The 25233-nt window shown below is 74.6% G+C and carries 22 protein-coding genes; 5 read left to right on the top strand and 17 right to left on the bottom strand.

The features are described from left to right. Window positions 1-12 precede the first annotated feature (12 nt). Window positions 13-993 carry a P1 family peptidase gene (locus CKY47_RS07485; protein ID WP_306744924.1) on the top strand — a complete coding sequence of 327 codons (981 nt, stop codon included), beginning with the start codon at window positions 13-15 and terminating at the stop codon, window positions 991-993. A 14-nt stretch (window positions 994-1007) separates the two neighbouring features. Beyond that, complete coding sequence (locus CKY47_RS07490; RefSeq protein ID WP_306744925.1) at window positions 1008-1574, top strand: DUF4865 family protein; 567 nt, start codon at window positions 1008-1010, stop codon at window positions 1572-1574. Here the strand turns inward: CKY47_RS07490 and CKY47_RS07495 are convergent. The 5 genes from CKY47_RS07495 to CKY47_RS07515 all read right to left on the bottom strand — a co-directional run bounded on the left by CKY47_RS07495 (window position 1552) and on the right by CKY47_RS07515 (window position 9717). After that, a complete protein-coding gene (locus CKY47_RS07495; protein WP_306744926.1) occupies window positions 1552-4830 on the bottom strand; it encodes a tetratricopeptide repeat protein in 3279 nt (1092 codons plus the stop codon). The genes CKY47_RS07490 and CKY47_RS07495 overlap by 23 nt on opposite strands. A gap of 107 nt (window positions 4831-4937) precedes the next feature. Continuing rightward, complete coding sequence (locus CKY47_RS07500; protein WP_306744927.1) at window positions 4938-6269, bottom strand: GGDEF domain-containing protein; 1332 nt, start codon at window positions 6267-6269, stop codon at window positions 4938-4940. Window positions 6270-6761: 492 nt separating this feature from the next. Then, window positions 6762-7955 (bottom strand): MFS transporter, encoded by a 1194-nt coding sequence (locus CKY47_RS07505; RefSeq protein ID WP_306745008.1) that lies wholly within the window; start codon window positions 7953-7955, stop codon window positions 6762-6764. A 162-nt stretch (window positions 7956-8117) separates the two neighbouring features. Continuing rightward, window positions 8118-8744 carry a DJ-1/PfpI family protein gene (locus CKY47_RS07510; RefSeq protein ID WP_306744928.1) on the bottom strand — a complete coding sequence of 209 codons (627 nt, stop codon included), beginning with the start codon at window positions 8742-8744 and terminating at the stop codon, window positions 8118-8120. Window positions 8745-8760: 16 nt separating this feature from the next. Next, entirely contained in the window at window positions 8761-9717 is a 957-nt protein-coding gene (locus CKY47_RS07515) for a GlxA family transcriptional regulator (RefSeq protein ID WP_306744929.1), read from the bottom strand. Window positions 9718-9804: 87 nt separating this feature from the next. Here CKY47_RS07515 and CKY47_RS07520 point away from each other — a divergent pair, with 87 nt between their 5' ends. After that, window positions 9805-10551, top strand: coding sequence for an aminotransferase class IV (locus CKY47_RS07520; protein WP_306745009.1), 747 nt, complete (start codon window positions 9805-9807; stop codon window positions 10549-10551). A gap of 28 nt (window positions 10552-10579) precedes the next feature. On the opposite strand, the gene CKY47_RS07525 is transcribed toward CKY47_RS07520, so the two are convergent. Together CKY47_RS07525 and CKY47_RS07530 are read right to left on the bottom strand one after the other, a co-directional pair. Continuing rightward, window positions 10580-11029, bottom strand: coding sequence for an Lrp/AsnC family transcriptional regulator (locus CKY47_RS07525; RefSeq protein ID WP_306744930.1), 450 nt, complete (start codon window positions 11027-11029; stop codon window positions 10580-10582). Continuing rightward, window positions 11026-12153: a M24 family metallopeptidase gene (locus CKY47_RS07530; protein WP_306744931.1), complete on the bottom strand. Its 1128-nt coding sequence runs from the start codon at window positions 12151-12153 to the stop codon at window positions 11026-11028. Before CKY47_RS07530 ends, CKY47_RS07525 begins: the two co-directional genes overlap by 4 nt. A 112-nt stretch (window positions 12154-12265) precedes the next feature. Here CKY47_RS07530 and CKY47_RS07535 point away from each other — a divergent pair, with 112 nt between their 5' ends. Continuing rightward, complete coding sequence (locus CKY47_RS07535) at window positions 12266-13207, top strand: 5'-3' exonuclease (RefSeq protein ID WP_306744932.1); 942 nt, start codon at window positions 12266-12268, stop codon at window positions 13205-13207. 34 nt (window positions 13208-13241) lie between these two features. Here the strand turns inward: CKY47_RS07535 and CKY47_RS07540 are convergent, their stop codons facing one another. The 3 genes from CKY47_RS07540 to CKY47_RS07550 all read right to left on the bottom strand — a co-directional run bounded on the left by CKY47_RS07540 (window position 13242) and on the right by CKY47_RS07550 (window position 18170). After that, window positions 13242-14450 (bottom strand): GNAT family N-acetyltransferase, encoded by a 1209-nt coding sequence (locus CKY47_RS07540; RefSeq protein ID WP_306744933.1) that lies wholly within the window; start codon window positions 14448-14450, stop codon window positions 13242-13244. Between the two features lie 112 nt (window positions 14451-14562). After that, window positions 14563-15306: a DUF4333 domain-containing protein gene (locus CKY47_RS07545; protein ID WP_306744934.1), complete on the bottom strand. Its 744-nt coding sequence runs from the start codon at window positions 15304-15306 to the stop codon at window positions 14563-14565. Window positions 15307-15407: 101 nt separating this feature from the next. Next, window positions 15408-18170, bottom strand: coding sequence for a DEAD/DEAH box helicase (locus CKY47_RS07550; RefSeq protein ID WP_306744935.1), 2763 nt, complete (start codon window positions 18168-18170; stop codon window positions 15408-15410). A 127-nt stretch (window positions 18171-18297) separates the two neighbouring features. On the opposite strand from CKY47_RS07550, the gene CKY47_RS07555 reads away from it, so the two are divergent. Further along, complete coding sequence (locus CKY47_RS07555) at window positions 18298-18780, top strand: hypothetical protein (RefSeq protein ID WP_306744936.1); 483 nt, start codon at window positions 18298-18300, stop codon at window positions 18778-18780. On the opposite strand, the gene CKY47_RS07560 is transcribed toward CKY47_RS07555, so the two are convergent. The 7 genes from CKY47_RS07560 to pafA form a co-directional block, all read right to left on the bottom strand. Then, window positions 18764-19660 (bottom strand): diacylglycerol/lipid kinase family protein, encoded by an 897-nt coding sequence (locus tag CKY47_RS07560; RefSeq protein ID WP_306744937.1) that lies wholly within the window; start codon window positions 19658-19660, stop codon window positions 18764-18766. The two genes, CKY47_RS07555 and CKY47_RS07560, sit on opposite strands and share 17 nt — an antisense overlap. A gap of 41 nt (window positions 19661-19701) precedes the next feature. Beyond that, window positions 19702-20616: a twin-arginine translocase subunit TatC gene (gene tatC / locus CKY47_RS07565; protein WP_306745010.1), complete on the bottom strand. Its 915-nt coding sequence runs from the start codon at window positions 20614-20616 to the stop codon at window positions 19702-19704. A 123-nt stretch (window positions 20617-20739) separates the two neighbouring features. Beyond that, window positions 20740-21027 (bottom strand): twin-arginine translocase TatA/TatE family subunit, encoded by a 288-nt coding sequence (locus CKY47_RS07570; RefSeq protein WP_306744938.1) that lies wholly within the window; start codon window positions 21025-21027, stop codon window positions 20740-20742. A gap of 34 nt (window positions 21028-21061) precedes the next feature. Further along, window positions 21062-21328, bottom strand: a complete 267-nt coding sequence (locus CKY47_RS07575) for a bacteriophage holin (protein WP_306744939.1) — start codon at window positions 21326-21328, stop codon at window positions 21062-21064. An 18-nt stretch (window positions 21329-21346) separates the two neighbouring features. Then, on the bottom strand, window positions 21347-22318 hold the full coding sequence (locus tag CKY47_RS07580; RefSeq protein ID WP_306744940.1) for a helix-turn-helix transcriptional regulator: 972 nt from the start codon (window positions 22316-22318) through the stop codon (window positions 21347-21349). Next, entirely contained in the window at window positions 22315-23304 is a 990-nt protein-coding gene (locus tag CKY47_RS07585) for a helix-turn-helix transcriptional regulator (protein ID WP_306744941.1), read from the bottom strand. The genes CKY47_RS07580 and CKY47_RS07585 overlap by 4 nt, the downstream gene beginning before the upstream one ends. 530 nt (window positions 23305-23834) lie before the next feature. After that, window positions 23835-25193 (bottom strand): Pup--protein ligase, encoded by a 1359-nt coding sequence (pafA, locus tag CKY47_RS07590; RefSeq protein WP_306744942.1) that lies wholly within the window; start codon window positions 25191-25193, stop codon window positions 23835-23837. Window positions 25194-25233: the final 40 nt, after the last annotated feature.

Genomic DNA, 25233 nt, shown 5'->3' on the forward strand with positions numbered 1-25233 from the left:
TAGGGTTGGGGGGTGCGGAATGCGATCACCGACGTGCCGGGGGTGTTGGTCGGGCACGTCACGCTGGTCGGGGGCGGGGCGCTGACCGGGACCACGGTGGTGGCCTTCCCGCGCGGCGCGCTGGTGTCGGTGGACGTGCGCGGCGGCGCGCCGGCCACGCGGGACACCGCCGCGCTCGACCCGCGGCACGGCGGGCGCCGCGTGCGCGGGGTCGTGCTGACCGGCGGCAGCGCCTACGGGTTGGCCGCGGCCGACGGGGCGGCGGGCGTGCTCGGCGGGTTCGTGCCCGCCGCCGCGCTGTTCGACCTGGGCCGGGGCGGGGACTTCACCGCACGGCCGGGCGCCGCCGAGGGGGCCGAGGCCGCCCGGATCGCCGGCCCGGACGTGCCGCAGGGCAACGTCGGCGCGGGCACCGGGGCGCTCAACGCGGCGCTCAAGGGCGGCCTGGGCACCGCGTCGGTGTCCCTGGGCGGCGGGATCGTGGTGGGCGCGGTGGCGGCGTTGAACGCGGTCGGCCCGTCGGTGGACCCGACCACCGGTCTGCCGTTCGCGCACGCGCTCGGCCTGCCCGGCGAGTTCCCCGCCCCCGGCGGCGACGACCCGGCCGCCGTCACCCGGGTCGAGGACCGCGCGGCGCCGTTCAACACGGTGATCGGGGTGGTGGCCACCAACGCCCGGTTCCCGCACCCCTACGCGCTGGCGTCGGCGGCGCAGGACGGCCTGGCGCTGGCGGTGCGGCCCTCGCACGGCCTGACCGACGGCGACACCGTGTTCGCCGCCCGCACCGGCGACGACGGCACCCGGGACGACGGCACCGGGGAAGTCGAGCCGCGCCGGGTGCTCGACGCCGCACGCGAGGTGTTCGCCCGCGCCCTCGTGCACGGCCTGCTCAACGCCGAATCCGTGACCACCGCGTGGGGCGCGCTGCCCGCCTACCGGGAGCTGTACCCGCGCACCGCCGCCCGCTACCGGGCCGGACACCGGGGGAACTGACACCAGTGCACGCCATGCAGTACGAGATCACCCTGCCCGCCGACTACGACATGGGCGTCATCCGCCACCGCGTCGCCACGCGCGGTTCGGCGCTGGACGACTTCCCGGGCCTGGGGCTGAAGGCGTACTGCGTGCGCGAGCGCGGCGTGGACGGCTCGCCGGTCAACCAGTACGCGCCGTTCTACCTGTGGCGCACCGCCGAGGGCATGAACAGCTTCCTGTGGGGTCCGGGCTTCGCGGGCATCCGCGCCGACTTCGGCCGCCCCGTGGTGCGCAACTGGGTGGGCCTGGCGTTCCACCGGGGCCCGGCCGGCGACGTCGCGCACCTCACCCGCCGCACCGTCGGCATGCCCCCGGACGCCACCCCGGACGACCTGGTGGACGAGGCGCTGGCCGAGTCGGCGGCACTCGCCGGCCACCCCGGCGTGCACGCGAGCGCGGTCGCGGTCAACCCGGACCGGTGGGAGCTGCTGCACGTCGTGCTGTGGAGCGGCGAACCCGACGCGGAGGGCACGCGCTACCGCGTGCACCACCTGTCCAGCCCCGAGGTCGACGGGCTCAGCGCGGGCCGCCACTGGTAGGCCGGGGCGCGCGGACGCGCTCGGCGAACGGCACCGACACGTAGGCGACCAGGTCGAGCACCCCACCGCTGCTGCGGTCCAGCTCCCGCGCCAGGCGCAGCACATCGCGCTCCACCCGGCCCATCAGCCACGCCAGCAGCACGACGACGACGTCGGCGAGCAGGCCGACCTGGAACGGCATGTCCTCGCGCCGGCCCGCGGTGACGGCGCTGGCGAAGTCGGTCATGCCGCGCTCGGTCAGCTCGAACGGCCCGGTCTCGATCGCCCGCTTCATCGAGTCGACGACCAGCGGCACGAGCGAGGCCCACACCTCGCGGGGCGCGACCTCGCAGACCAGGCCGCCGCACAGCGCGGTCGTCCACAGCGCCTCCGGGTCGCCCGCGCGCACCGCGCCCACGGCCAGGTGGGGCAGCAGCTCGGCGCCGCGCTCCCACGCGCCGGTGGCCACGAGTTTCTCCACGGCGTGCCGGTAGTGCTCCAGGGCCTTGGCGTGCTCGCCGCGCGCGGTGAGCAGCCCGCCGAGGTCGTCGTGGAAGGACGCCACCTCGGCCGCCGCGCCGAGCTGCTCGGCCCGCGCCAGGCCCACGGCGGCGTAGTGCTGCGCGGTCTCCAGCTCGCCCCGGTCGCGGTGGCAGCCGCCGAGCAGCCGCAGCGCCACCAGCTCCTGCCGGCCGTCCTGCCCGGCGCGGAACAGCTCCAGCGCCCGCACACCCGCCTCGACGGCGGCGTCCGCGGACCCGGCGGCGCGGTGCCGCGCGCACTCGTCGAGCGCGAACGCGGCCTGCCGCGCCCGGTCGCCCAGCTCCGCGGCGAGGTCGTGCCCCTCCACGGCGTAGCGCATGCCGGTGTCGGGGTCGTGGCCGCCGATGCCGGCCAGCACGGTGACCGACTCCAGCAGGCCGGCGCGGTCGCCGTGCACGCGGTGCTCGTCGTGCGCGGTCACCGCGGCCTCCCTCGCCTCGTCGGTTCTGCCTTCGAGCATCAGCAGCCTCGCCATCCGCAGCAGGACGTCCGCTCGGTCGCGGCACGCGTCGCCCAACGCCACACAGTGTTCGAAATCCTCGACCGCCGCCGCGTATTCCCCGCGCGCCTCGGCGCGGGACCCGGTCACCCGGTACCGGGTGGCCCAGCGGGCCTCGACCTCGTCCTCGGGCAGGTCGAGGGCGGGCAGCACGGCGTCGACGCGCTCCAGCAGCGCCTCGGCCCGCGCGTCGTCCTCCTCCAGCGCCAACTCGGCGAGCAGCACGTCGGCGTAGGACGGGGTGCCGGTGGCGCCGCCCGCCTCGGCGACCTCGCGCAGCGCGCGGATCTCGCGGCACAGCAGGCGCGCGAGGTCCGCGGGGGTCTGCTCGGCCGCGAGGGCGGCGAGCAGCTCGCAGCCGGTGAGGGCGGCCTCGGCGTCGGTGGTGGACCGGTCGCGCCACACGTCGAGCCGCCCGTTGACGGTGCCCGCGTACAGGTAGGACCGCTCGATGCCGCCGGGCGTGCCGGTGTTGACGATGGCGTGGGCGGCGGGCGACTCCTCGGCGGTCAGCCGCCGCACCACGGTGCGGGCGAAGCCGGCGGCCAGCCCGGCCGGGATGGTCCACAGGGTGCCGATGTAGCCGCGCGCGCCGGCGCGGGTGAACTCGCGGGCCAGGTCGGTCCAGGGGCGGCACGAGTTGTTGAACACGATCGGCCGGTGCCGCAGGGTCAGCGGGACGTCCCGCTCGGGCAGCTCCCGCCCGCCCAGCACGACCACGTCGTCGGCGTCGTGGCTGTTGAAGAACAGCAGCTCCACGGGCAGCCGGTCGACCAGGACGCGCAGCAGGTCGAGCGGCACGTCCTCACCGGACCGCACGATCGGGTGCGTGTGGTGGCCCGCCGACGCGGTGGTCCCGGGCAGTTCGGCGAACGCGCCGGGGTCGAGCACGACGCCGAACGCGGCGGGTTCGCGCGCCACGCCCGCCCGGTGCAGCTCGGTGAGCACGACCAGCGCCGGGTCCGCGACGACGTGCCCGACGGCCTTGCGCGCCCAGTTCACGTCGGCGGTGCGCACGAACGGGTAGGGCAGGCCGGTGGTGAACGCGGTCAGCCGCCGCTCCCCCACCGCCTCGACGGCCTCCCCGGGCACCTGCGCGGTGACCGCGGCCTCGACCGCCGCGTACGGGTCGTGCCCGCCGGTGGACAGGTAGCGCCACAGTGCCTCGACGAACCCGATGCCCTTCACGGCGTCGCCGATGGCGCCCGCGGCGGCGGTGACCCGCTCCTGCTCCTCGGCGACGACGCGGCGCACGGCGTCCAGGTCGGGCGCCGGCACGACGACCAGTCGTGCGCCCCGGTGCCGCGCGTACAGGGCGGCGACGAGGTCGGCGGCCGTGCCGGTGCGCTCGACCAGGACGGCTTCGCCGGTGTCGGCCGGGACGGTGTCGACGGGGTCGTGCTCGTCGAACGGCACGGGTGGCGCGTCGGCGTCCTCCGGCCCGCCGGTGACCCGCAGCGCGGCGCCGGTGCGCAGCGCCGCGGCCAGGGCGGTGATCGGGTCGGCGTCGGGCGCGACGTCGAGCGTGCGCTCCGGCTCGCCGCCGCGCAGCAGCTCCCACGCCTTCGCGGTGAGCCCGACGGGGCCGTCGCACGGCAGGTGCACGCGCTCGGGCACGCCGGGCAGCAGCGCGGGGTCCGGGTCGTCGAGGAACACCGCGCGCCGCACGCCCACCGCCGCGAGCAGCTCGTCGACCAGCGCGTCGTGGCGGTGCGCCGACTCGCCGCCCGCCGGGGTGAGCAGGGGCGTGAACCGGTCGGCGGGCAGGCAGGACAGCACCACGGCGGCCTCGCGCACCTGGTCCGCCCGGCACACCACGACGGTGTCGCCGACGTCGAACACGGGCTCGCTGGTCACGGTGAGGTCCAGTTCGGACGACCCGGCGGGCAGCTCGACGACCGCACCGCCGTCCCTCGCGGAGCACGGCGCGGACCCGGACACCCGCAGCGACACGGCGCCGGGCAGCGCGAACCCGACGCCGTCGGGGCGCTCGACGGCGGGCGCGTCGACGGTGAGCCGCCAGCGCGCGGGCGCGGGCAGGTCGAACACCTGCCGCAGCACCGCGCGCACGTGCCCGTCGCGGGTCTCCTCGACCGCCAGGTCGCGCGCACCCGCCTCGGCGGTGAGGTGCTCGGCGACGTCCACCGGCGGTTTGCCGTGCACGTCGAGCAGGACGGCGCGCAGCACGCCCGCCTCGAAGCGGAACCGGATTCCGTGCGGGGCACCGAGGTCCACTGGCTCACGCCCCTTGCGACGACCGACGACCGGAGTTGGTGGTGACGGCAGGAAACTACGCCACCGGAGCGCCGCGTCGTAGCGGATCAGGCGCGTACGCGCTGTTGTTACACACCCGGGACGGGGCGTTGGACCCGCACGGCGGGCGGCCGGTGCGGCGGGCGGCGCTCCCCGGCGGCCCGGACCTGGTCGCGGCCGAGGCGCTTGGCCTCGTACAGGGCGGAGTCGGCGGCGGCCAGCAGCCCCTCCAGGGTGTCCTCGGCCACCTCGGGCCACACCGCGACGCCGATGCTGACGGTGAGGCCGCCGACGGTGCCGCCCGCGCCGTCGTCCACCAGCACCCGGTGGACCTCGGCGCGCATCCGCTCGGCGACGGCCCGCGCCTCGTCGGGGCGCACGTCGGGCAGCAGCACGGCGAACTCCTCGCCGCCGAAGCGGCCGACGGAGTCGCCCCGGCGCACGGCGCGCTCCAGGGCCTCGGCCATCCGGCGCAGCACGACGTCACCGGTCTGGTGGCCGTGGGTGTCGTTGATGTCCTTGAAGTGGTCCACGTCGATCATGAACACCCCGACGGCGGCGCCCGGCGGCCGGCGGCGGGTGCGCTGGAGCTCCAGGCGGGCCTGGAGGTGCCAGGCCTCGGCGTTGAGCAGGCCGGTCTTGGTGTCGGTGCGGGCGGCCAGCTCCAGCTGGTGGATCAGCACGGTGCGGTGCAGGGCGACGGCGGCGACGACCATGGGCAGCGCGAACAGCGGCGACCAGGCCACGGCGAGCGCGACGAACCCGCCCAGCGCCAGCTGACCGGCTTCCAGCAGGTTGTCGCCCGCGCTGCCGATGGAGTCCTTCACCGAGCGGGGCCGCACGGTCAGCAGGATCACCGCGGCCACCAGGGCGGTGTTGACGAGCCACTGGGCGGTGCCCGCGCCGACGAGGCCGACGAGGTCGAGCACGCTGCCGGGCTCGCCCGCGCGCAGCCGGTCGCGCAGCCCGGTGACACCGGCGACGGCGCTCGCGGCCAGCGTGGCCAGCACCATCATCGAGGTGGTGAACACGCACCGGTGCGGCGGGCGGGAGGTGTCCCAGCGGCCGACGACCCACCAGCGGTGCAGGTAGATCAGCGCGGTGTGGGCCACCGCGAGCACGGGCGGCAGCACGAGGGCGCCGGCCACGATCCAGATGCTGCACAGGTCGACGTGCGGCAGATGGCTGTGGTCGCGGCGGACGCGCTCGATCCAGCGCGAGCAGTGCAGGTGCAGCGCCGCGCAGCCCGCCAGGACGGCGAAGGCGGTCCACGAGCCGTCGGGCACCGGCCACGCGGTGGTGGCGACCACGGCGACGGCGGCCAGCAGTTCCACCGACAGCACGTACACCAGGGCGCGCCGGGGCAGGGACCATAGCTTCCAGCGTCGTTCGCCCGACGACGCGGGACGGGTTCTGCCCATGGTTCCTCACGACCGTCTACCCCGGACTGCCGACGTGTCCGGACGGACCGTCACAGTAACGGTGACCTGCGCGGATGTCAGCCGCTACCGGGGTGACCCGGGGCACGGGAGGTGATCGCGGTGCGCGACAAGATCTGGTGAGGCACGGGTTTCCGCAGTCAGGGCGGGACGGCCGCGGGTGCCGTCGCGCGCGACGGGACCGAGGGGAGGTGCGCCGCCATGCGCGACAAGATCTGGTGATGTCAGGCAGCAGTCGCAACGATCCGGGACCCTCCCGGAGACGGGGCGCGGGCCGCGGCGCGATCCCTCAGCGCTCCGCGGCCGGCGCGGCGGACGTGCGCTCGTGGCGCACCGGCACCGGGGATGTCGTAGACCCGGGGGCCGGACCACCTCAGGGCCACCGCGCCGGTCACAGGTCCGTCCACCGGGACCAGCGCCTGTCCGCCACCCGCACCGGCGGACAGCGTCGCGCCGCGGGAGGGACCGGCACGGTCAGCCGGCCGCCGCGGCGGACACGCGCGACCACGCGGCGGTCAGGGCCAGCGCCAGGACCGCGCCCGCCAGGCCGGCCAAGGCGACGGCGGTCCCGGCCGAGCCGGTCGCGGTGGCCAGCAGGCCGCCCGCGGCCACGCCGAGGCCCTGCGTGGCGACCAGGCCGCTGCGCGCGAAGCCCAGCGCCTGGCCGCGCTGCCCGTCGGGCACCAGGCGGACGAACGTGGCCCCCGCCGTGACCTGGTAGGCGCTGAACACCCCGCTCGCCGCCAGCAGCGCCAGCGCGCCCACCAGCCCGGGCGCGAAGAAGTACCCCACCAGCGGCACGGCGGTGGCCACCGCCAGCAGGCCCAGCAGCCGCACCCGCAGCGACGCGGGCAGGAACCGCAGCAGCACGGTGCCCAGCACCATCCCGGCGGGGTCGGCGGCCAGCAGCAGGCCCACGCCCGCCGCGCCCGCGCCGACCTCGTCGGAGAACGGCACGGCCAGCCCTTCGGGCACCACCGTGAACAGGGCCAGCCAGCCGATCGCCACCAGCAGCCGCAGCCGCCGGTCGCGCCACACCAGCAGCGCGCCCGCCCGGATCTGGAGGTGCGGCGCGGGCACGGACCCCGGTGCGGGCCGGGCCGCCAGGCCGAGGCGCAGCACCAGCGCCGACAGGGCGAACGTGACGGCGTCGGCGAGCAGCGCGCCCGACGTGCCCAACCACGCCACGACCAGGCCGCCGCCGACGAACCCGAGCAGCAGCCCCACCTGGTGCGTGATCAGGTGCACCGACTGCCCGGCCTCGTAGTGCTCGCCCAGCACGGTCGGCAGCAGCGCGCCCTGCGCGGCGGCGAACGGCGGCTCGGCCAGCTGCGCCACCACCAGCAGCGCGGCCACCAGCGGCAGCGGCACGCCCGGCACCGCCATCAGGGCCAGCAGCGCGGCGCGCACCACGTCGGCCACGACCATCACGGTGCGCCGCGGGAACCGGTCGGCCAGCCCGGTGAGCAGCACGCCCGACACGAACGCGGGCAGCATGGTCGACGCGTAGGTCAACGCCGTCCAGGCGGCCGACCCGGTGCGCTGGAACACCAGCACCGACAGCGCGACCCGGGCGAGCTGGTCGCCGATCGTGGACAGCACGGCCGCCGCCCACAGCACCCGGAACTCCGGCACCGCGAACGCCGCGCGCACCCCCGTACCCCCGATCACCGCTGAGCCCCCACGAGTCCGACGAGCCTTCCGACGAGGTCCGGTCCCCTCGGTCGTGCGGCGGGCGACCGGCAGCCACCGTACAAGCCCGGGGGACGCCGTGGACCGGCTGCCGGAGATCGGGGTCGACGTCGCACGACGTCGAGCGCCACCACCGGGTCAGCTCCCCGTCAGGACCCCGCGGGCGAGGGCGACGAGCGCGGGGGACGCCGTGTCGGGCGACCCGGAGTCGTAGGGCGGGCGCGGGTCGTACTCGATGACCAGCTGGGTCAACTCGGCCCGCTCGTCGCCCCAGATCCGCCCGGCGAGGGTGAGGGCCATGTCGATGCCGGCGGACACCCCGGCGGCGGTGACGACGGACCCGTCGACCACGACCCGCTCGGTGCTGACGACCGCGCCGAGCTTCGCCAGCTCGTCGCGCAGCGCCCAGTGCGTGGTCGCGGGCCGGCCGTCGAGGATGCCCGCCTGCGCGAGCAGCGTCGACCCGGTGCACACCGACGCCGTCCACGTCGCCGTCGGGTGCACCCCCGCCAGCCACGCGGCGACCACGCCGTCCGCCAGCGCCCGCGCCCAGCCGCTCCCGCCGGGCACCACGACCAGGTCGGCCCGGCCCAGCGCGTCGAACGTCGTCGTCGGCACGATCGTCAGGCCCGAGTCGCAGCGCACCGGGTCGGGCGTCGCGGCCACGAAGTGCGCGGTCACGTCCGGCTGCGCGGCCAGCACCTCGTACGGGCCGACCAGGTCCAGCGCGGTCATGTCCGGGTAGAGCACGAGAGCCAGGTCCATCACGTTCCCCCTCGGTCTAGGCCGCACCGGTGGTGCGGAACCTGTGGCGGTAGCCGCCCGGCGTCACGCCGAGCACCCGCTGGAAGGCCCGGCGCATCGTCTCCGCCGAACCGAAACCGCACCTGCGGGCGACGACGTCCAGCCCCTCGTCGCCCGACTCCAGCACCCCCGCCGCCGCCTCGACCCGCACCTGTTCCACGTACCGGGCGGGCGGGACGCCGACGCGGCGCGGGAACACCCGCGCGAAGTGCCGCGGGCTCATCGCCGCCCGCCGCGCCATCCCCTCGACGGTCCAGCTCGCGGCCGGGTCGTCGGCGATGGCGTCCAGCAGGTCGCGCAGCCCCCGCTCCCGCACCGGCGGCACCCGGGAGCGGACGCTGAACTGCGACTGGCCACCCGGCCGCTGGAGGAACACCACCATCCAGCGCGCCACCAGCCGGGCGAGCCGCGCGCCGTGGTCCTGCTCGACGAGCGCCAGCGCCAGGTCGATGCCCGCGGTGACCCCGGCGGACGTGACCACCCTGCCGTCACGCACGTGGATCGCGTCCGGCACCACCTCCACCGACGGGTTCTCGGCGGCCAGCCGGTCGCAGAACGCCCAGTGCGTGGTGACCCGCGCGCCGTCCAGCAGACCGGCCCCGGCCAGGACGAACGCGCCCGTGCACACGCTGCCGACCCGCCGCGCGCCGTCCGCGACCCGCCGCAGGTGGCGCCGCAGCTCCGGGTCGGCCGCCGCCGCCTCGAACGCCGTGCCACCGGCCACCAGCACCGTGTCCACGCCGGCCGCGACGTCCCGCAGGTCCTCCGCCTCCATCCGCAGGCCGCCCGAGACGGCGAACCCGCCGCCCACCGCGGCCAACCGCACCCGGTAGCCGCCGCACACCTTCCCCGCGCCGTCGAACACGTCCACCGGACCGGCGATGTCGGTCAACACCGCGCCGTCGTAGCCGACGACCAGCACCTCGCGTTGCACACCACCACCCTCACCGACCCGCACCGGCGGCGGCAACGACCGGCGACCCTCGATTCCCGCCACGCTACGGTCGCCCCCGTGCTGAGGATGGAGATCGACGGCGGACCCGCCACCGCGGAGCAGCTCGCGCCCGCGCTGCTGGGCAACTACGGCCACTTCACCGCCCCGCAGGTGCGCGACCGCCGCACCAAGGGCCTGGACCTGCACCTGCGCCGCCTCGACGCGGCCAACCGCGAGCTGTACGGGGAGGGCCTGGACGGCGAACGGGTGCGCGGCCTCGTCTCCCACGCCCTCGGCGACGACGTGCGCGACGCCGCCGTGCGGGTCGTGGTGTTCGGCACCGACGTGCCGCGGGTCCTGGTGGCGGTGCGACCGCCGACCACGCCGCCGGACGGCCCCCGGCGGCTGCTGCCCGTGGACTACACCCGGCCGCTGCCGCACGTGAAGCACGTCGGCGGGTTCGGCCAGCGCCACCACGGCAACGTCGCCGAGCGCGCCGGGTTCGACGACGCCCTCCTCACCACCCCCGACGGCGTCGTCGTCGAGGGTGCCATCGCCAACATCGCGTTCCTCGACGACGACGGCGGCATCGTGTGGCCGCGGGCCGACTGGCTGCACGGCATCACCATGCAGCTGCTCGAACGCGCCCTGCCCTCGCGACGCGAGGTCGTGCGGCTGACCGACGTGCCCCGCTACCGGGGCGCGTTCCTCGCCAACTCCATCGGCGTCGTCGCCGTGTCGCACATCGGCGACACCGCGCTGGCCGTGGACGACGAGGCGGTGGCCCGCGTCCGGGCCGCCTACGACGCCGTGCCCGCCGACCCGTTCGACTAGCCGACGCCCCCGCCCGACACCCCCTCGCCTAGACCGCCGGCGGGCGGTCCTCGTACGGCGTGGACAGCACGACCGTGGTGCGGGTGGACACGTTGGCGACCTCCCGGACCTGCCGCAGCAGCTCCTCCAGCGCCGTCGGCGACGCCACCCGCACCCGCAGCAGGTAGGAGGCGTCGCCGGCCACGGAGTAGCACGCCTCGATCTGCGGCAGGTGCTCCAGGCGCTTCGGGTAGTCGTCCGGGGCAGCCGGGTCGATCGGGGTGAGCGAGATGAACGCCGTCAGCGGCAGCCCCACCTCGTCGCCGCTCAGCCGCGCGGCGTACCCGCGCACCACGCCACGCTGCTCCAGCCGCCGCACGCGCTGGTGCACGGCCGACACGCTCAGCCCGACCCGCTCGGCGAGGTCGGTGAAGCTGCACCGGCCGTCCGCGGCCAGTTCACGCAGGATCGCGCGGTCGATCGGCTCCAGGTTCGTCACGCGGGCAGCACCACCAGTTCGCGGGGACGGGTGTTGACGCTCTCCACGCCGTCGGCGGTGACGACCACGATGTCCTCGATCCGCGCGCCCCACCGGCCCGGCAGGTAGATGCCCGGTTCGACGCTGAACGCCATGCCCGGCTCCAGCGGCAGGTCGTTGCCGCCCACCACGTACGGCTCCTCGTGCACGTCCAACCCGATGCCGTGGCCGGTGCGGTGGATGAAGAACTCGCCGAACCCGGCGTCCGCGATGACGTCGCGCGCCGCCGCGTCGACCGCCTCGCACGCCACGCCCGGCCGCACCGCCCCGACGGCCGCCGCCTGCGCGGCCTGGAGCACGGCGTAGGTGCGCCACACGTCGTCGTGGCGCGGCTCGCCCAGCACGTAGGTGCGGGTGGAGTCGGAGCAGTAGCCCTCCGGCAGCGGCCCGCCGATGTCGACGACGACCACGTCACCCGCCTCGATCACCCGGTCGGACAGGTCGTGGTGCGGCGAGGCGCCGTTCGGGCCGGAACCGACGATGACGAACTCCGCCACCGCGTGCCCCTCGGCCACGATCGCCTCGGCGATGTCCACCCCCACCTCGCGCTCCGTGCGACCGACCGCCAGCCACTCGGCCATCCGCGCGTGCACCCGGTCGATCGCCGCGCCCGCCGTGCGCAGCGCCGCCACCTCGGCCGCGTCCTTGCGCATCCGCAGCTCCCGCAGGACCGGCCCGGCCAGCACCTGCTCGCCGCCGACGACGTCCCGCAGCCGCAGGGCGTGCAGCGCGGGCGTCATGTCCGACACGGCGTGCCGCGTGCCCTTGAGGGCCCGCGCGACCAGCGCGTACGGGTCCTCCCCGTCCACCCAGGTGGCGACCTCGACGCCGAGTTCGTCCGTCGGCACCCCCGCGTACCCGGGGTGCTCCAGCTTCGGCACCACCAGCAGCGGCGTGCCGCCGACCGGCACCACCAGGCACGTCAAGCGCTCGAACGACGACCCGCCCGCGCCGATCAGGTAGCGCAGGTCCGAACCCGGTGTGACGAGCAGCCCGTCCAGGCCGGCGATGGAGGCCGCGGTGGTGGCCCGGTCGAGTCGCGCGCGCAGCGCGTCCACGTCGACGGGCCCGATGTGGGTCGACATGCGGATGAGCCTAGTGGGAACGGGCCGGTGGGGCCTCACCCCGACCGGCGGGTCCCGACCCGGCCGGGGTGAGGCCCCCGCACTGTCGGTGCTCTCTGGCAAGCTCTGCGTGGTGAGCACTCCGCTGGTCCTGATGGACGCCGCCAGCCTCTACTTCCGGGCGTTCTACGCGCTGCCCGAGTCGATGACCGCACCCGACGGCACGCCGGTGAACGCGGTGCGCGGCTTCGTCGACACCATCACCAGGCTCGTCACCGACCGGAAGGCCGGCCGCCTGGTCGCGTGCCTGGACGCGGACTGGCGCCCCGCGTTCCGGGTCGACGCCCTGCCGTCGTACAAGGCCCACCGCGTCGCCGAGGCCGGGACCGACGGCGAGGAGGAGGTGCCCGACACCCTCACCCCGCAGGTCCCGATCATCCTCGACGTGCTCGACGCGGTCGGCATCGCCACCGCCGAGGCCGCCGGCTACGAGGCCGACGACGTGATCGGCACCCTCGCCGCCCGCGAGGCGGCCGACCCGGTCGAGGTGATCACCGGCGACCGCGACCTGTTCCAGGTCGTGCGCGACACCCCCACCCCGGTGCGCGTGCTCTACCTGGGCCGGGGCTGGGCCAAGGCCGAACTGGTCGGACCGGAGGAGCTGGCCGCCAAGTACGCCCTGCCGGTGCGCGACGCCGGCCCCGCCTACGCCGGGATGTCCGTGCTGCGCGGCGACCCGTCCGACGGCCTGCCCGGCGTGGCCGGCATCGGCGAGAAGACCGCCGCGAAGCTGATCACCGAGTTCGGCAGCCTCCAGGCCGTCCTCGACGCCGTCCACGACGGCCGCGACCGCAAGCTCACCACCCGCGCCCGCACCGCCCTGCTCAACGCCCAGGACTACCTCGCGGTGGCGCCGACCGTCGTCAACGTGGCCACCGACGCGCCCGTCGTCGTCGACCGCGACGACGCCGTGCCCGCCGCGCCGGCCGACCCCGACCGGGTGGCGGAGCTGACCAGGCGCTGGGGCCTCGGCAGCTCCGTGCCCCGCCTGGTCAACGCCCTCGAACGCCGCTGACAGCGTCCGGAGGACCGGCCCCACGAGGACGGGCTCAGAAGAACGTGCCGCTCCACGGCACCTCGTCCACCGCGAACAGCGCGTCCGCGCGCGCCGCCGCACCGGGGGTCGCCACCTCCAGGCGGCGCGTGCCCGCCAACGCCCCGAACGACACGTCGCCCAGGTAGACCGAGGCCAGAGCGTCGACGTCCAGAACCAGGTCCGCGGCCTCCCCCGTCCGGACCGCGCCCTCCGCCGAGATCCGGTACGAGCCCGCGTTCTCCGGCAGGTACGCGTCGCGCACCGCGACCACCACCGACGGCGCCGAGCGGTACGCGCGCGCCGCCAGCGCGGCCGGCACGTCCAGCAGGCGCAACCAGCTCTCGTCCTCCAGGTCGGCCAGCCGGCACGCCCGCCGGTCGCCCAGCAGCCACTCCACCGGCTCGTCGACCGGACGCCCGGGCGCCTCCACCCGGTCCACCAGGTCCACGCCCAGCACGAACAGCCACAGGTCGGCCCAGGCCTCCGCCGACCGCGCCCACAGGTCCATCACGGTGAGCGTCGAGGGCTTCTCGTCCGACGCGTCGTGCACGCCCGGCGTGACCTTGTAGATCGCGTAACCGTCGTCGACGCCACCCGCCGACCGCACCGCGACCCTCAGGTTCTCCTCACCCACGACCCGCCGCACGCTGATCCCCCACCACGCCGGCCACCGGGAGATCGTCCCCGCGCGCACCGGCGACAGCTCGTCGAACAGCCCCCGCGCGATCCGCTCGCCCTCCTCGCCCCCGACCAGCCGCACCCGCCCCGCGACGCGCGAGCGCGGCGCGGCACGACGGCGGTCGATCCTCAGGTGCTTGTACCGCGACGCCACCCCGTACCCGAACCGCCCGTAGATCGCCGTCTCCGACGCCCGCAGGCTCGCCACCACGTCACCCGCCGCCCGCATCGCCGACAGCTGCGCCCGCTGGAGGGCGCTGAGCACCCCGCGACGCGTCCAGTCCGCCCGCACGCCCACCCGCGACACCGCCGCGTGCCGCACCACGGCGCCACCCGGCACGGCCATCGCCGACGGGAACGACTGCACCGTCCCGATCATCCCGCCGTCCGCGAACGCCCCGAGCACCCGACCCGCGTCGTACGTCTCCTGCGCGTACTTCCACTGGTCGTCCGGTGCCGGCGGGTAGTGCAGCGTTCCCCGGAACAACGTGTGCGCGGCCCGGTACTCGGCGTCGTCGAGGACGCGGATGTCGTGGTCAGTCACCCCCGCATGATCCCCCGGGATCGCAAGCGACGCTAACGACTTTCCCCGCGGACGACTGTGGCCACCCCCGGCGAGGAGGTGGCCACAGAGCGTCGGGGCGAGGAGTCCGGGATCAGCCCGCGGGCTGGCCCACCTCGTACTCGCCGTCCTCGGTCTTCACCGTGATCTTGACCGTCTTGTCCTTGCCGCCGACCTTCACGGTGCACTCGAAGGTGGTGTTCGGCTTGACCTCGCGGTCGGCCGGGCAGGTCGCGCTCTCCGCGTCGGAGATCTTGTAGTCCTCCTTGAGGATGCGCACCACCCCCGACTCCACGGACGCGTTGTCGAAGACCTTCTTCTTGAAGAAGCCCGGCGTGACGAAACCGGTGATGCCCACGGCCGCCACCACCAGCACGACCAGCGCCACCACGACCCACAGCACGGCGCCCGACTTCTTCGGCGGCTGCTGGCCGTACTGACCCGGCTGGCCGTACCCCGGCTGACCCGGCTGCTGCCCGTAACCGGGCTGCTGCCCGTACTGGCCGGGCTGGCCGTAGGGGTCCGGCTGGCCGTACTGGCCGGGCTGCTGCCCGTACTGCGGCTGCTGCCCCTGCTGCGGCTGGCCGTAGGGGTTCGACTGCGGGTTCGGGTCGTACCCGCCCGGGTACTGCTGCTGCTGCGGGTACGGCTGCTGCTGGGGCTGCTGCCCCCACTGCTGCTGTTGCTGCTGCGACGGGTCCGGCTGCCCGTAGGGGTTGGGCTGCTGAGCGGGGAAACCACCCGACGGCGTGCCGGGGTACCCACCACCGTAGGGCTGCTGCTGCTGGCCCCACTGCTGCGGGTCGTTCCCTCCGGACGGTCCGTACGGACTGGTCATGCTCGGCCTCCGACGGTCGGTCTGGAAAAAGTGTTCAAGTCTTGCGGGCGCGATCAAACCACAGGAGCGCAGGCGAGACCCACGCACCCCGCAAAGCTTTGTCAAACGGTGGCCATCGCCACCACCCCGCGACGCAGCGCGTCCACCGCCTTCCGGGCCGCGGCGCCCACCGGGTCACCCCCGCCGACCACGTCGCGGATCTGGTCCAGGAAGTCGATCACCTGCCGGCACCAGCGCACGAAATCACCCGCGCCCAGCTCGTTGCCGTTCTCCTCGGCCGACGACAGCACCTTCTCCAACGACTCGCCCCGCGCCCACCGGTACACCGGCCACGCGAACCCCGGATCGGGCTGACGCGTCCGGTCCAACCGGTGACGCCGCTCGTCGTCCTCCAGCTCCGCCCACAACCGCGCCGTCGCCATCATCGCGTCCGACACCTTGCCCGGCGGCAGCCGCATCTCCATCGGACCGTCCCGACGCGCCTCGTACACCAGCGCCGACACCACCGCCGCCAGCTCCGCCGGCTCCAACCCGCGCCACACCCCGTGCCGCAGGCACTCCGCCGCCAGCAGGTCCGACTCGCTGTACAGGCGCGTCAACCGCATCCCGTGCTCGGTGACCTCCTCACCCGGCCCGCTCTCCTCCGCGTGCAGGTAGCCCCGCTCGCGCAGCAGCGCCCGGATGCGGTCGAACTCCCGAGCCAACGAGTGCGTCGTCGCCGCGACCTTCCGCTCCAGCTGCTCCGTCTCCGCCAGCAACCGGTGGTACCGCTCGCCCCACCGGGCGTGCTCCTCGCGCTTCTCGCACCCGTGGCACGGGTGCGCCCGCAACGCCCGGCGCAACGTCGCCAACTCCGCGTCGTCGTCCGCGTTCGACCGCCGCTTGCGCATCGCCGGCGCCACGATCCCCGTGCTCCGCAACGACGACGCCAGGTCGCGGCGCGACCGCGGCGACCGCGTGTCCACCTGCTTGGGCAGCTTCAACCGCCCCAGCACCTCCACCGGCACCGGGAAGTCCGCCGACGACAGCCGACCCGCCCAGCGGTCCTCCGTCACCACGAACGGCCGCGCCTCGCCCAGCGGCTCCAGCCCCGGGTCGATCACCACCGCCAGACCCGACCGGCGCCCCGACGGCACCGCGATCACGTCACCCTTGCGCAACCGCTCCAGCGACGACGCCGCCTCCGCCCGGTTCGCCGACGAGTTCTGCCGCGCCAGCGCCTTCTCCCGCTCCGCCACCCGCCGCCGCAGCGACGCGTACTCCGCGAAGTCGCCCAGGTGGCACGTCATCGCCTCGGCGTACCCGCCCAGCGCCTCCCGGTTGCGCTCGATGCGCCGCGCCGACCCCACCACCGACCGGTCCGCCTGGAACTGGGCGAACGACTGCTCCAGCAGGTCCCGCGCCGCCGCCGCGCCCAACTGGTGCACCAGGTTGACCGCCATGTTGTAGCCCGGCCGGAACGACGAGCGCAGCGGGTACGTGCGCGTCGACGCCAGACCCGCCACCGCCTTCGGGTCCACCCCCGGCTGCCACACCACGACCGCGTGGCCCTCCACGTCGATGCCCCGCCGCCCGGCACGCCCCGTGAGCTGCGTGTACTCACCCGGCGTCAGGTCGACGTGCGCCTCGCCGTTGTACTTGACCAGCTTCTCCAGCACCACGGTCCGCGCCGGCATGTTGATGCCCAGCGCCAGCGTCTCGGTCGCGAACACCACCTTCACCAGACCGCGGACGAACAGCTCCTCCACGGTCTCCTTGAACGCCGGCAGCAACCCCGCGTGGTGGCTCGCGATGCCCCGCTCCAGCGCCTCCCGCCACTCCCAGTAACCCAGCACCATCAGGTCGCCCTGCGGCAGGTCCCGCGTCTTCGAGTCGATGACCTCGCGGATCTCCTCGACCTCGTCGGCGGAGTTCAACCGCAGGCCCGCCCGCACGCACTGCTGCACCGCCGCGTCGCAGCCCGCCCGGCTGAACACGAAGTCGATCGCCGGCAGCAGCCCCGCGCCGTCCAGGCGCTGCACGACGTCCACCCGCGACGGCGGCTTGAAGCCCGTCGACCGCGGCCGGCCGCCCCGGTCCTTGTTCGCCCGCCCCCGGCTCCACGGCACGTGGTAGCGCTGGAGGTCGTCGGTGTGCCGCAGCAGCTGCGGGTTGATCCGGTTGTGCCCCTCCGGGTCCTCCCCCGCGAACAGGTCCAGCATCCGGCCGCCCGCCAGCATGTGCTGCCACAGCGGCACGGGCCGGTGCTCGTCCACCACCACGGTCGTGTCGCCGCGCACCTCGACCAGCCACTCGCCGAACTCCTCGGCGTTGCTGACCGTGGCGGACAGGCCCACCAGGCGCACCGACTCCGGCAGGTGGAGGATGACCTCCTCCCACACCGGGCCGCGGAACCGGTCGGCCAGGTAGTGGATCTCGTCCATCACCACGTAGGCGAGGCTGTTCAGCGTCGACGAGCCCGCGTACAGCATGTTGCGCAGCACCTCGGTGGTCATGACCACGACCGGCGCGTCGCCGTTGACCGAGGTGTCGCCGGTGAGCAGGCCGACCTTGCCCGGCCCGTAGCGGGCGACCAGGTCGGCGTACTTCTGGTTCGACAGCGCCTTGATGGGCGTCGTGTAGAAGCACTTGCGCCCCTCGGCGAGGGCCAGGTGCACGGCGAACTCGCCGACGACGGTCTTGCCGGCGCCGGTGGGGGCGCACACCAGCACGCCGTGGCCGTCCTCCAGCGCCTCGCAGGCGCGCTCCTGGAACGGGTCGAGCTCGAAGGAGATCACCGAGAGGAAGTCGGTCAGCTTGGGCCGGGAACTGCGACGGCGGAAGTCCGCGTAGGAGTCGGCCGGGGACCGCGGAGCGCTTGACACCTCTCCAGGCTGTCACATCGGACCGACAAAATCGCTCTGGATGCGCCCCGCGCCGTCGAGCGTTGCTTTTGAGCAACACTGAAGCGATAGGGACCACTGGTCCCGATCTTGCGGCACACTCGGACGCGTGGCGGTGATTCCTCTGGCGGAGGGCGACCTCCGGTGGGTGTTCCCCCACCTGGCGGACGTCGGCCCGGTCCTGGACGTGCTCATCGGCGCGGCGACGCTGGTGGAGCGGCTGGGCACCCACCTGGGCAGACCGGCCCCGCTCGCGTTCGACCACCTGCCGGGTGCCCCCTACGCGGGCCTGTCGGGCGTGGCGCGCACCGACGAGCTGACCTTCGAGGTCCACCTGCTGGTGCCGCGCGACCCGCACGACCTGGTGCTGCGCGCACCCCCTCCGTGGCAGGTCACGGGCGAGGTGGCGGTGCGCTGCGACTCGGTGCGCGACTGCGGTCGGCACGAGATCGAGACGCTGGAGGTGGAGTGCGCCACCCCGGTGGAGGCGGCCGAGGGGGTGCGGTCCGTCGCCGGCTGGCTGCTGGAGCGCAGCACGGCCGTGCCGGCCGGGGCGTGGCGGGAGCGGGACGTGCTCAGCAGGCACCGCTGAGGGGTCCGCACACGGCGGTCAGCGCCCCCGGCACGCACTCGACGTCCAGCGGCACCTCGCGGAGGCGTTCGCCGTCGGCGTACGCGACCCACGACGGCCCGCTCAGCCGCACCGACCGGGCCCGGAACGTGCGCACCCCGGGGTGGTCGACGTGCCGCCCGGTGCGCAGCGTGGGCAGCATCCGCAGCAGGGTGCGCCGCGGCGCCGCCCCCACCACGGTCAGGTCGAACAGGCCGTCGCTCGTCGAGGCGCCCGGGCACACCGGGATGCCGCCGCCGTAACTGGTGGTGTTGCCGACCGCGACCAGCAGGGCGTCCAGCTCCACGACCCCGTCCTCGGTCTCCACGACCAGGTGCTCGGCGCGCAGCGCCGCCAGCTCGGCCAGGATCGCCAGGTCGTAGCGGCGCGGACCGGCGGGCCAGCGCATCGCGTTCGCCCGCTCGTTGACCGCCGAGTCGAAGCCCGCGCACAGCACGGTCGCGAACCACGGCCCGCCGCGCACCCGCCCCAGGTCCAGCGACCTGAGGGAACCGGCGCGCAGCGCGTCCACCACGTCGTCCGCGGACGCGGTGCCGAGCGCGGTGGCCAGGTCGTTGCCGGTGCCCGCGGGCACCACGGCCAGCGCCGTCGACGTCCCCGCGCACGCCTGCACGGCCAGGTGCGCGCCGCCGTCACCGCCGAGCACGACGAGCACGTCCGCCCCGTCCGCCACGGCCCGCCGCGCCGCCTCGGCCGTGCCCTCGGCGGAGGACGCCACGTGCAGGTCGAGGTGGTCGACGGCGGTGCGCAGCCGGGCCGCGACGGTGCCCGCCACGCGCGCGGCCCGTCCTCTGCCCGAAGCCGGGCACACCAGCAGGGCCGCCCGCGTCGACGTCGTCATGGTCGGCAAGCGTACGGAGTGGTGATCGGCCGGCACACCCGTCAGGTGGCGTCGTCGTACCGGACCCGGTCGGGCTCCTTGACCGGGGTGGTCGCGGTGGCGGTGGTCGCGGTCACCGGTGCGGGGTCCTCGATGGAGGACGGCGCGTAGTCGAACGGCGCCGCCTCGTCGTCCGACAGGTCGTCCAGGCCCTCGGCCTTGCGCTTGCGCGCGGCCCGCTTGTCGTGGACGCGGGCGACCTGGATGGCCAGTTCGAACAGGATCGCCAGCGCGATGGCCAGCGCGACCATCGAGATCGGGTCCGTGCCCGGCGTCGCGACGGCGGCGAAGATGAACAGGGCGAACACGATCCCGCGCCGCCACTTGCTCAGCTTCTCGTAGGTCAGGATGCCGACCTGGTTGAGCATGATCACGACCAGCGGCAGCTCGAAGCTCACGCCGAAGATCAGCAGCAGCGTCAGCACGAAGTCGATGTACTCGCCGCCGGACAGCGCCGTGAGGAACTGGTTGTCGCCGAACCCGACCAGCACGGACAGGCCCTGCGGGACCACGTAGAACGCCAGTGCCGCGCCGGCCGCGAACAGCACCGAGGCGACGCCGACGAACGTGAGGGCGAAGCGCCGCTCCTTGGCGTACAGGCCCGGCGCGATGAAGCGCCAGACCTGGTAGAGCCACAGGGGCGCGGTGAGGGCCATGCCCGCCGCCGCGCCGACCTTCAACTGGATCATGAAGGCCTCGAACGGCTTGGTCTGGAGCAGCTGGCACTTGCCGTCCTGGCTGAACCGGTCCGCGGCCGGGATGGCGCAGTACGGCGCGGTGACGATCTCGCCGAGGCTGTGCCAGCCGAAGAGGTGCCAGCCCCACCAGAAGAAACCGAAGATCGCGCCGATCGCGATGAACAGCAGCCCCAGGCCCAGCCGGTGCCGGAGGTCGTAGAGGTGGTCCTTCAACGACATGGTGCCGTCGGGGTTGCCCCGACGGCTGTGCAGCTTGCGGCGTTCCCGGCGCTGGGCCCACCACCGGACCGGACTTGCCCCCACCGTGCGGACCGTCCTTCGGCTAGTCGGTGTTGCTCGTGGCTAGTTCTGCTTGTTCTGCGAGGTCTGCTCGATGGGCGGCGCCACCTGCGGCTGCGGCTGCACGGGCGGCTGGACCACCTGCGGCTGCGGCTGCACGGGCTGCTGGACGACCGGCTGGGCCGGCGGCAGCTGCTGCTGGACCGGGGCGACGGGCGGCGGCACGTCCTGCTTCGACTGGTCGTCGTCGTCCCGCAGGCCCTTGGTCTCGGCCTTCAGGATCTTGGCCGAGCGGCCGAGCGAGCGCGCCATGTCGGGCAGCTTCTTCGCCCCGAACAGCAAGATGATCACCACGGCGATGATGATCAGCTCAGTAGCTCCGAGGTTACCCACGGTGATCCTCCTGTCTCCCCCGGTCCACCGATGGTACGCGGGGCTCGCCCTGCCGGGCCCGTTCCGGACGCCGTTCGGCGACGGCCACCCCGAGCGCGGCCAGACGCGCTCGCAGCAGTCCGGCGCCGTCGCCGACCCTGTCTCCCACCAGAGTGCTTGCCGCGCGGAAGCGGCGCAACGATCCGATGACTCGGAATCCGACCACGACGAGGACGATCACCCCGAACGCGACCAGGAGCAGGGTCGGCAAGTACGGCACGGCACCACCGTATCGGGCCTAGGTTGCCGGGAGGTGATCCGCCCGGCGCAACGCCGCCTCCGCCTGCCGGGCGACCTCGGCCACCAGGTCGGGCGGTTGCTCGACGTGGACCTCGCCCCCCATGCCGAGCAGCAGCCGCACCATCCAGGCGGTGTCGGCGTACCTCATGAGCACGCGCGCCCGGCCGTCCGGCAGTTCGACCAGGCCGTCGGTCGGGTAGTACTCGGCGACCCACCGGGCGTCCGGTTCGAGCACGAGCACGGCCGTCTGCTGGGACGGGTCGGGCTGGAACAACCCCTCCGAGGTGTCCGTGGGCGTGGCGTGCGGCGGCGGGCTCGCGGGCTCGTCGAGCACGTCCACCGCGTCGATCCGGTCGAGCCGGAACAGCCGCACGCCGTCGGCGGCGCGGCACCACGCCTCCAGGTAGCTGCGGCCCTCGACCAGCAGCAGGCGCATCGGGTCGACCACGCGGTCGGTGATCTCGTCCCGTGACGGCGTGTAGTAGCGCATGCGCAGGGCGCGCCTGCGCCGCACGCCGTCGGACACCGCGTCGCGCACGCGCGCCGTCTGCGGCCCCTCGCGCACGGCCAGGCCGACGGCGACGCCCGCGGGCCGCGCCTGGCCGACCGCCGCCTCGATCTTGGCCACGGCCCGCTGCACGGCCGCCTGGTCCGCCACGCCCGGCGTCTCGGCCAGCGCGCGCAGCGCGACCAGCAGCGACGTGGCCTCGGCGGCGGTCAGCCGCAGCGGTCGGCTCATGCCCGCGTCGAAGGTGACGGTGACCGTCTCGCCCTCGAAGGACAGGTCGATCAGGTCACCGGGCCCGTAGCCGGGCAGGCCGCACATCCACAGCAGTTCGAGGTCCTTGCGGATCTGCTTGGGCGTGACCTCGAAGTCCTCGGCGACCTCGTCGATCGGGATGCCGGGCCGGGCCAGCAGGTACGGCACGAGGGCCAGCAGGCGGGGCAGCCGGTCGGTGGCGCCGCTCACGCGCGCACCCCCGCACCGCGCAGCGCGCCGACGAGCTTCTCGCGGACCGTCTTGGCCAGCACCTCGGGTTCGAGCACGACCACGTCGGAGCCGAACCCGGCGATCCAGGTGGCGGCCGAGTCGGGGAAGCGCAGGTTGACCTCCAGCAGGTCGCCGGGCTCGCCGTCGAACTCCCGGCCGCCGACGACGCGGGCGCGGCGGCGCAGGCCCTGCGCCCGGTCCCGCGCGACCCACAGCGTGGCGGTGGCGACGGGCTGGTCGGACGCGGGCCGGTTGTTGCGGGCGACGAACGACAGCAGGTCGACGTCGTCCGGCCGCTGCACGGCGCCGGGCTTGCCGGGCGAGCGGACGTCGCCGACGATCCGCGACAGCCGGAAGCAGCGGGGTGCGCCCCGGTCGCGGTCGTGGCCGACGAGGTACCAGCGCCCGCGCCAGGCGACCACGCCCCACGGCTCGACCACGCGGGTGCGGACCTCGACGGGCGCCGGGCGGCGGTAGTCGAACTCCACGACGCGCCCCTCCTGCACCGCGGCGAGCAGCGGCGGGAACGCGGGTTCGCTGGTGCGCACCTTCGGTTCGACCGGCACGTGCACGTCCTGGTCGACGTCGACGCCGGCCGCGCGGAGCTTGATCAGGGCGCCGTGGGCGGCACCGGTGAACTGCGGCGAGTCCCACAGCCGGGCGGCCAGCGCCACGGCGGCGGCCTCGTCCGGTTCCAGGTCGATGTCGCCGAGTTCGTAGTCGCGACGGGCGATGCGGTACCCGTCGATCGCGTCGAAGCCCGCGCTGCGCCCGGTCTCCAGCGGCACGCCGAGGTCGCGCAGTTCGGTCTTGTCGCGTTCGAACATGCGGAAGAACGCCTCGTCCGTCGGGGCGTCGGAATAACCCGGGACGATGGCGCGGATGCGCTCGGCGGTCAGGTACTGGCGGGTCGAGAGCAGGCACAGCACCAGGTTGACGAGCCGTTCGGCACGTGCGATGGCCACCTCAGAACCCTAACCCCGTCCGGGCGCCCGGTGACGCCCATCCCCTGGTCGGGATCGGGTGAACGGTCCGTTCACCCGGGTTCCGGCCCCCGGCCTGCGCCGATGCCGCCCGGCGCGGGCCGGGGGCCGGCGGACGGGGGCCGGCGGACGGGGGCCGGTGCGGCTCGGCACCGGTCCAGCACACGCCCGCGCAGTCCACGGTGTCGAAGCTGCCCCGTCGAACCCCACCCGGGTGCGCCCGCCGTCCCGGCTGAGATCGCTGCCGGTCGGCCCCGCGGCGACCACCGACGCCCCGTGCCACGCCGCGCCCGGCCGGTGGCCGACCGGCGAGGACCCCGGCGCGCGCCACGTCCGGCCGCCGTCGGAGGCGGGCGCCGGGTTCGCCACCGCCCCGCCGGGCGCCGGGTGGCGTCGTGGCCGGACGCCACCGCGCCGGCGGGACCACCAGCGGGGACGCCACCGCGGCCACGACGAGGAGAAGGCTCACCACGAGGTGCGAGCCCCGTGGAGAGCCTTCCCCGGCGACACCGCTAGAGGGACGAGATCAGCCGCTCCACGCGCTCGTCCACGGCGCGGAACGGGTCCTTGCACAGCACGGTGCGCTGCGCCTGGTCGTTGAGCTTGAGGTGCACCCAGTCGACGGTGAAGTCGCGGCCCGCGGCCTGGGCGGCGGCGATGAAGTCGCCGCGCAGCTTGGCCCGCGTCGTCTGCGGCGGGGTGTCCTTGGCGGCCTCGATCTCGCCGTCGTCGGTCACCCGGTCGACCTGGCCCTTGCGCTGGAGCAGGTCGAAGATGCCCCGACCGCGCCGGATGTCGTGGTAGGCGAGGTCGAGCTGGGCGATGCGCGGGTTGGACAGGTCCATGTCGTGCTTGGCCTGGTAGCGCTGCATGAGCCGGTACTTGATGGCCCAGTCGATCTCCCGGTCGATCTTGGACAGGTCCTCGGCCTCGATCGCGTCGAGCGTGCGGCCCCACAGCTCCAGGACGCGCTCGGCCATCGGGTCGGGCGCGCGCTTGGCCACGTGCTCCACGGCGCGCTCGTAGTACTCGCGCTGGATGTCCAGCGCGGAGGCCTCCTTGCCGCCCGCCAGGCGCACGGTCCGGCGGCCGGTCAGGTCGTGGCTGATCTCGCGGATCGCCCGGATCGGGTTGTCCAGGCTGAAGTCGCGGAACTGCACACCCTGCTCGATCATCTCCAGCACGAGGTTCGCGCTGCCCACCTTGAGCAGGGTCGTCACCTCGGACATGTTCGAGTCGCCGACGATGACGTGGAGCCTGCGGTAGCGCTCGGCGTCGGCGTGGGGCTCGTCGCGGGTGTTGATGATGGGGCGCGATCGGGTGGTGGCGCTGGACACGCCCTCCCAGATGTGCTCGGCCCGCTGCGACAGGCAGTAGACCGCTCCGCGCGGCGTCTGGAGCACCTTGCCCGCGCCGCAGATGAGCTGCCTGGTCACCAGGAACGGCAGCAGGACGTCGGCGATGCGGGAGAACTCCCCCGCCCGCGCGACCAGGTAGTTCTCGTGGCAACCGTAGGAGTTGCCCGCGGAGTCCGTGTTGTTCTTGAACAGGAAGATGTCCCCGCCGATGCCCTCGTCGGCGAGCCTGCGCTCGGCGTCGACGAGCAGGTCTTCGAGGATGCGCTCGCCGGCCTTGTCGTGCGTGACGAGCTGCGCGAGGTCGTCGCATTCCGCGGTCGCGTACTCGGGGTGCGACCCGACGTCGAGGTAGAGCCGAGAGCCGTTGCGCAGGAAGACGTTCGACGAGCGTCCCCACGAGACGACCCGGCGGAACAGATAACGCGCGACCTCATCCGGGGACAGCCTGCGCTGCCCGTGGAAGGTGCAGGTCACCCCGAACTCAGTCTCAATGCCGAAGATCCGCCGCTGCATCCCTCAACAGTAGGCGCATTCGGCACTTTCCTCAGTGATC

The sequence above is a fragment of the Saccharothrix longispora genome (assembly GCF_030852425.1).
GTDB classification, from domain to species: Bacteria; Actinomycetota; Actinomycetes; order Mycobacteriales; family Pseudonocardiaceae; genus Actinosynnema; species Actinosynnema longispora.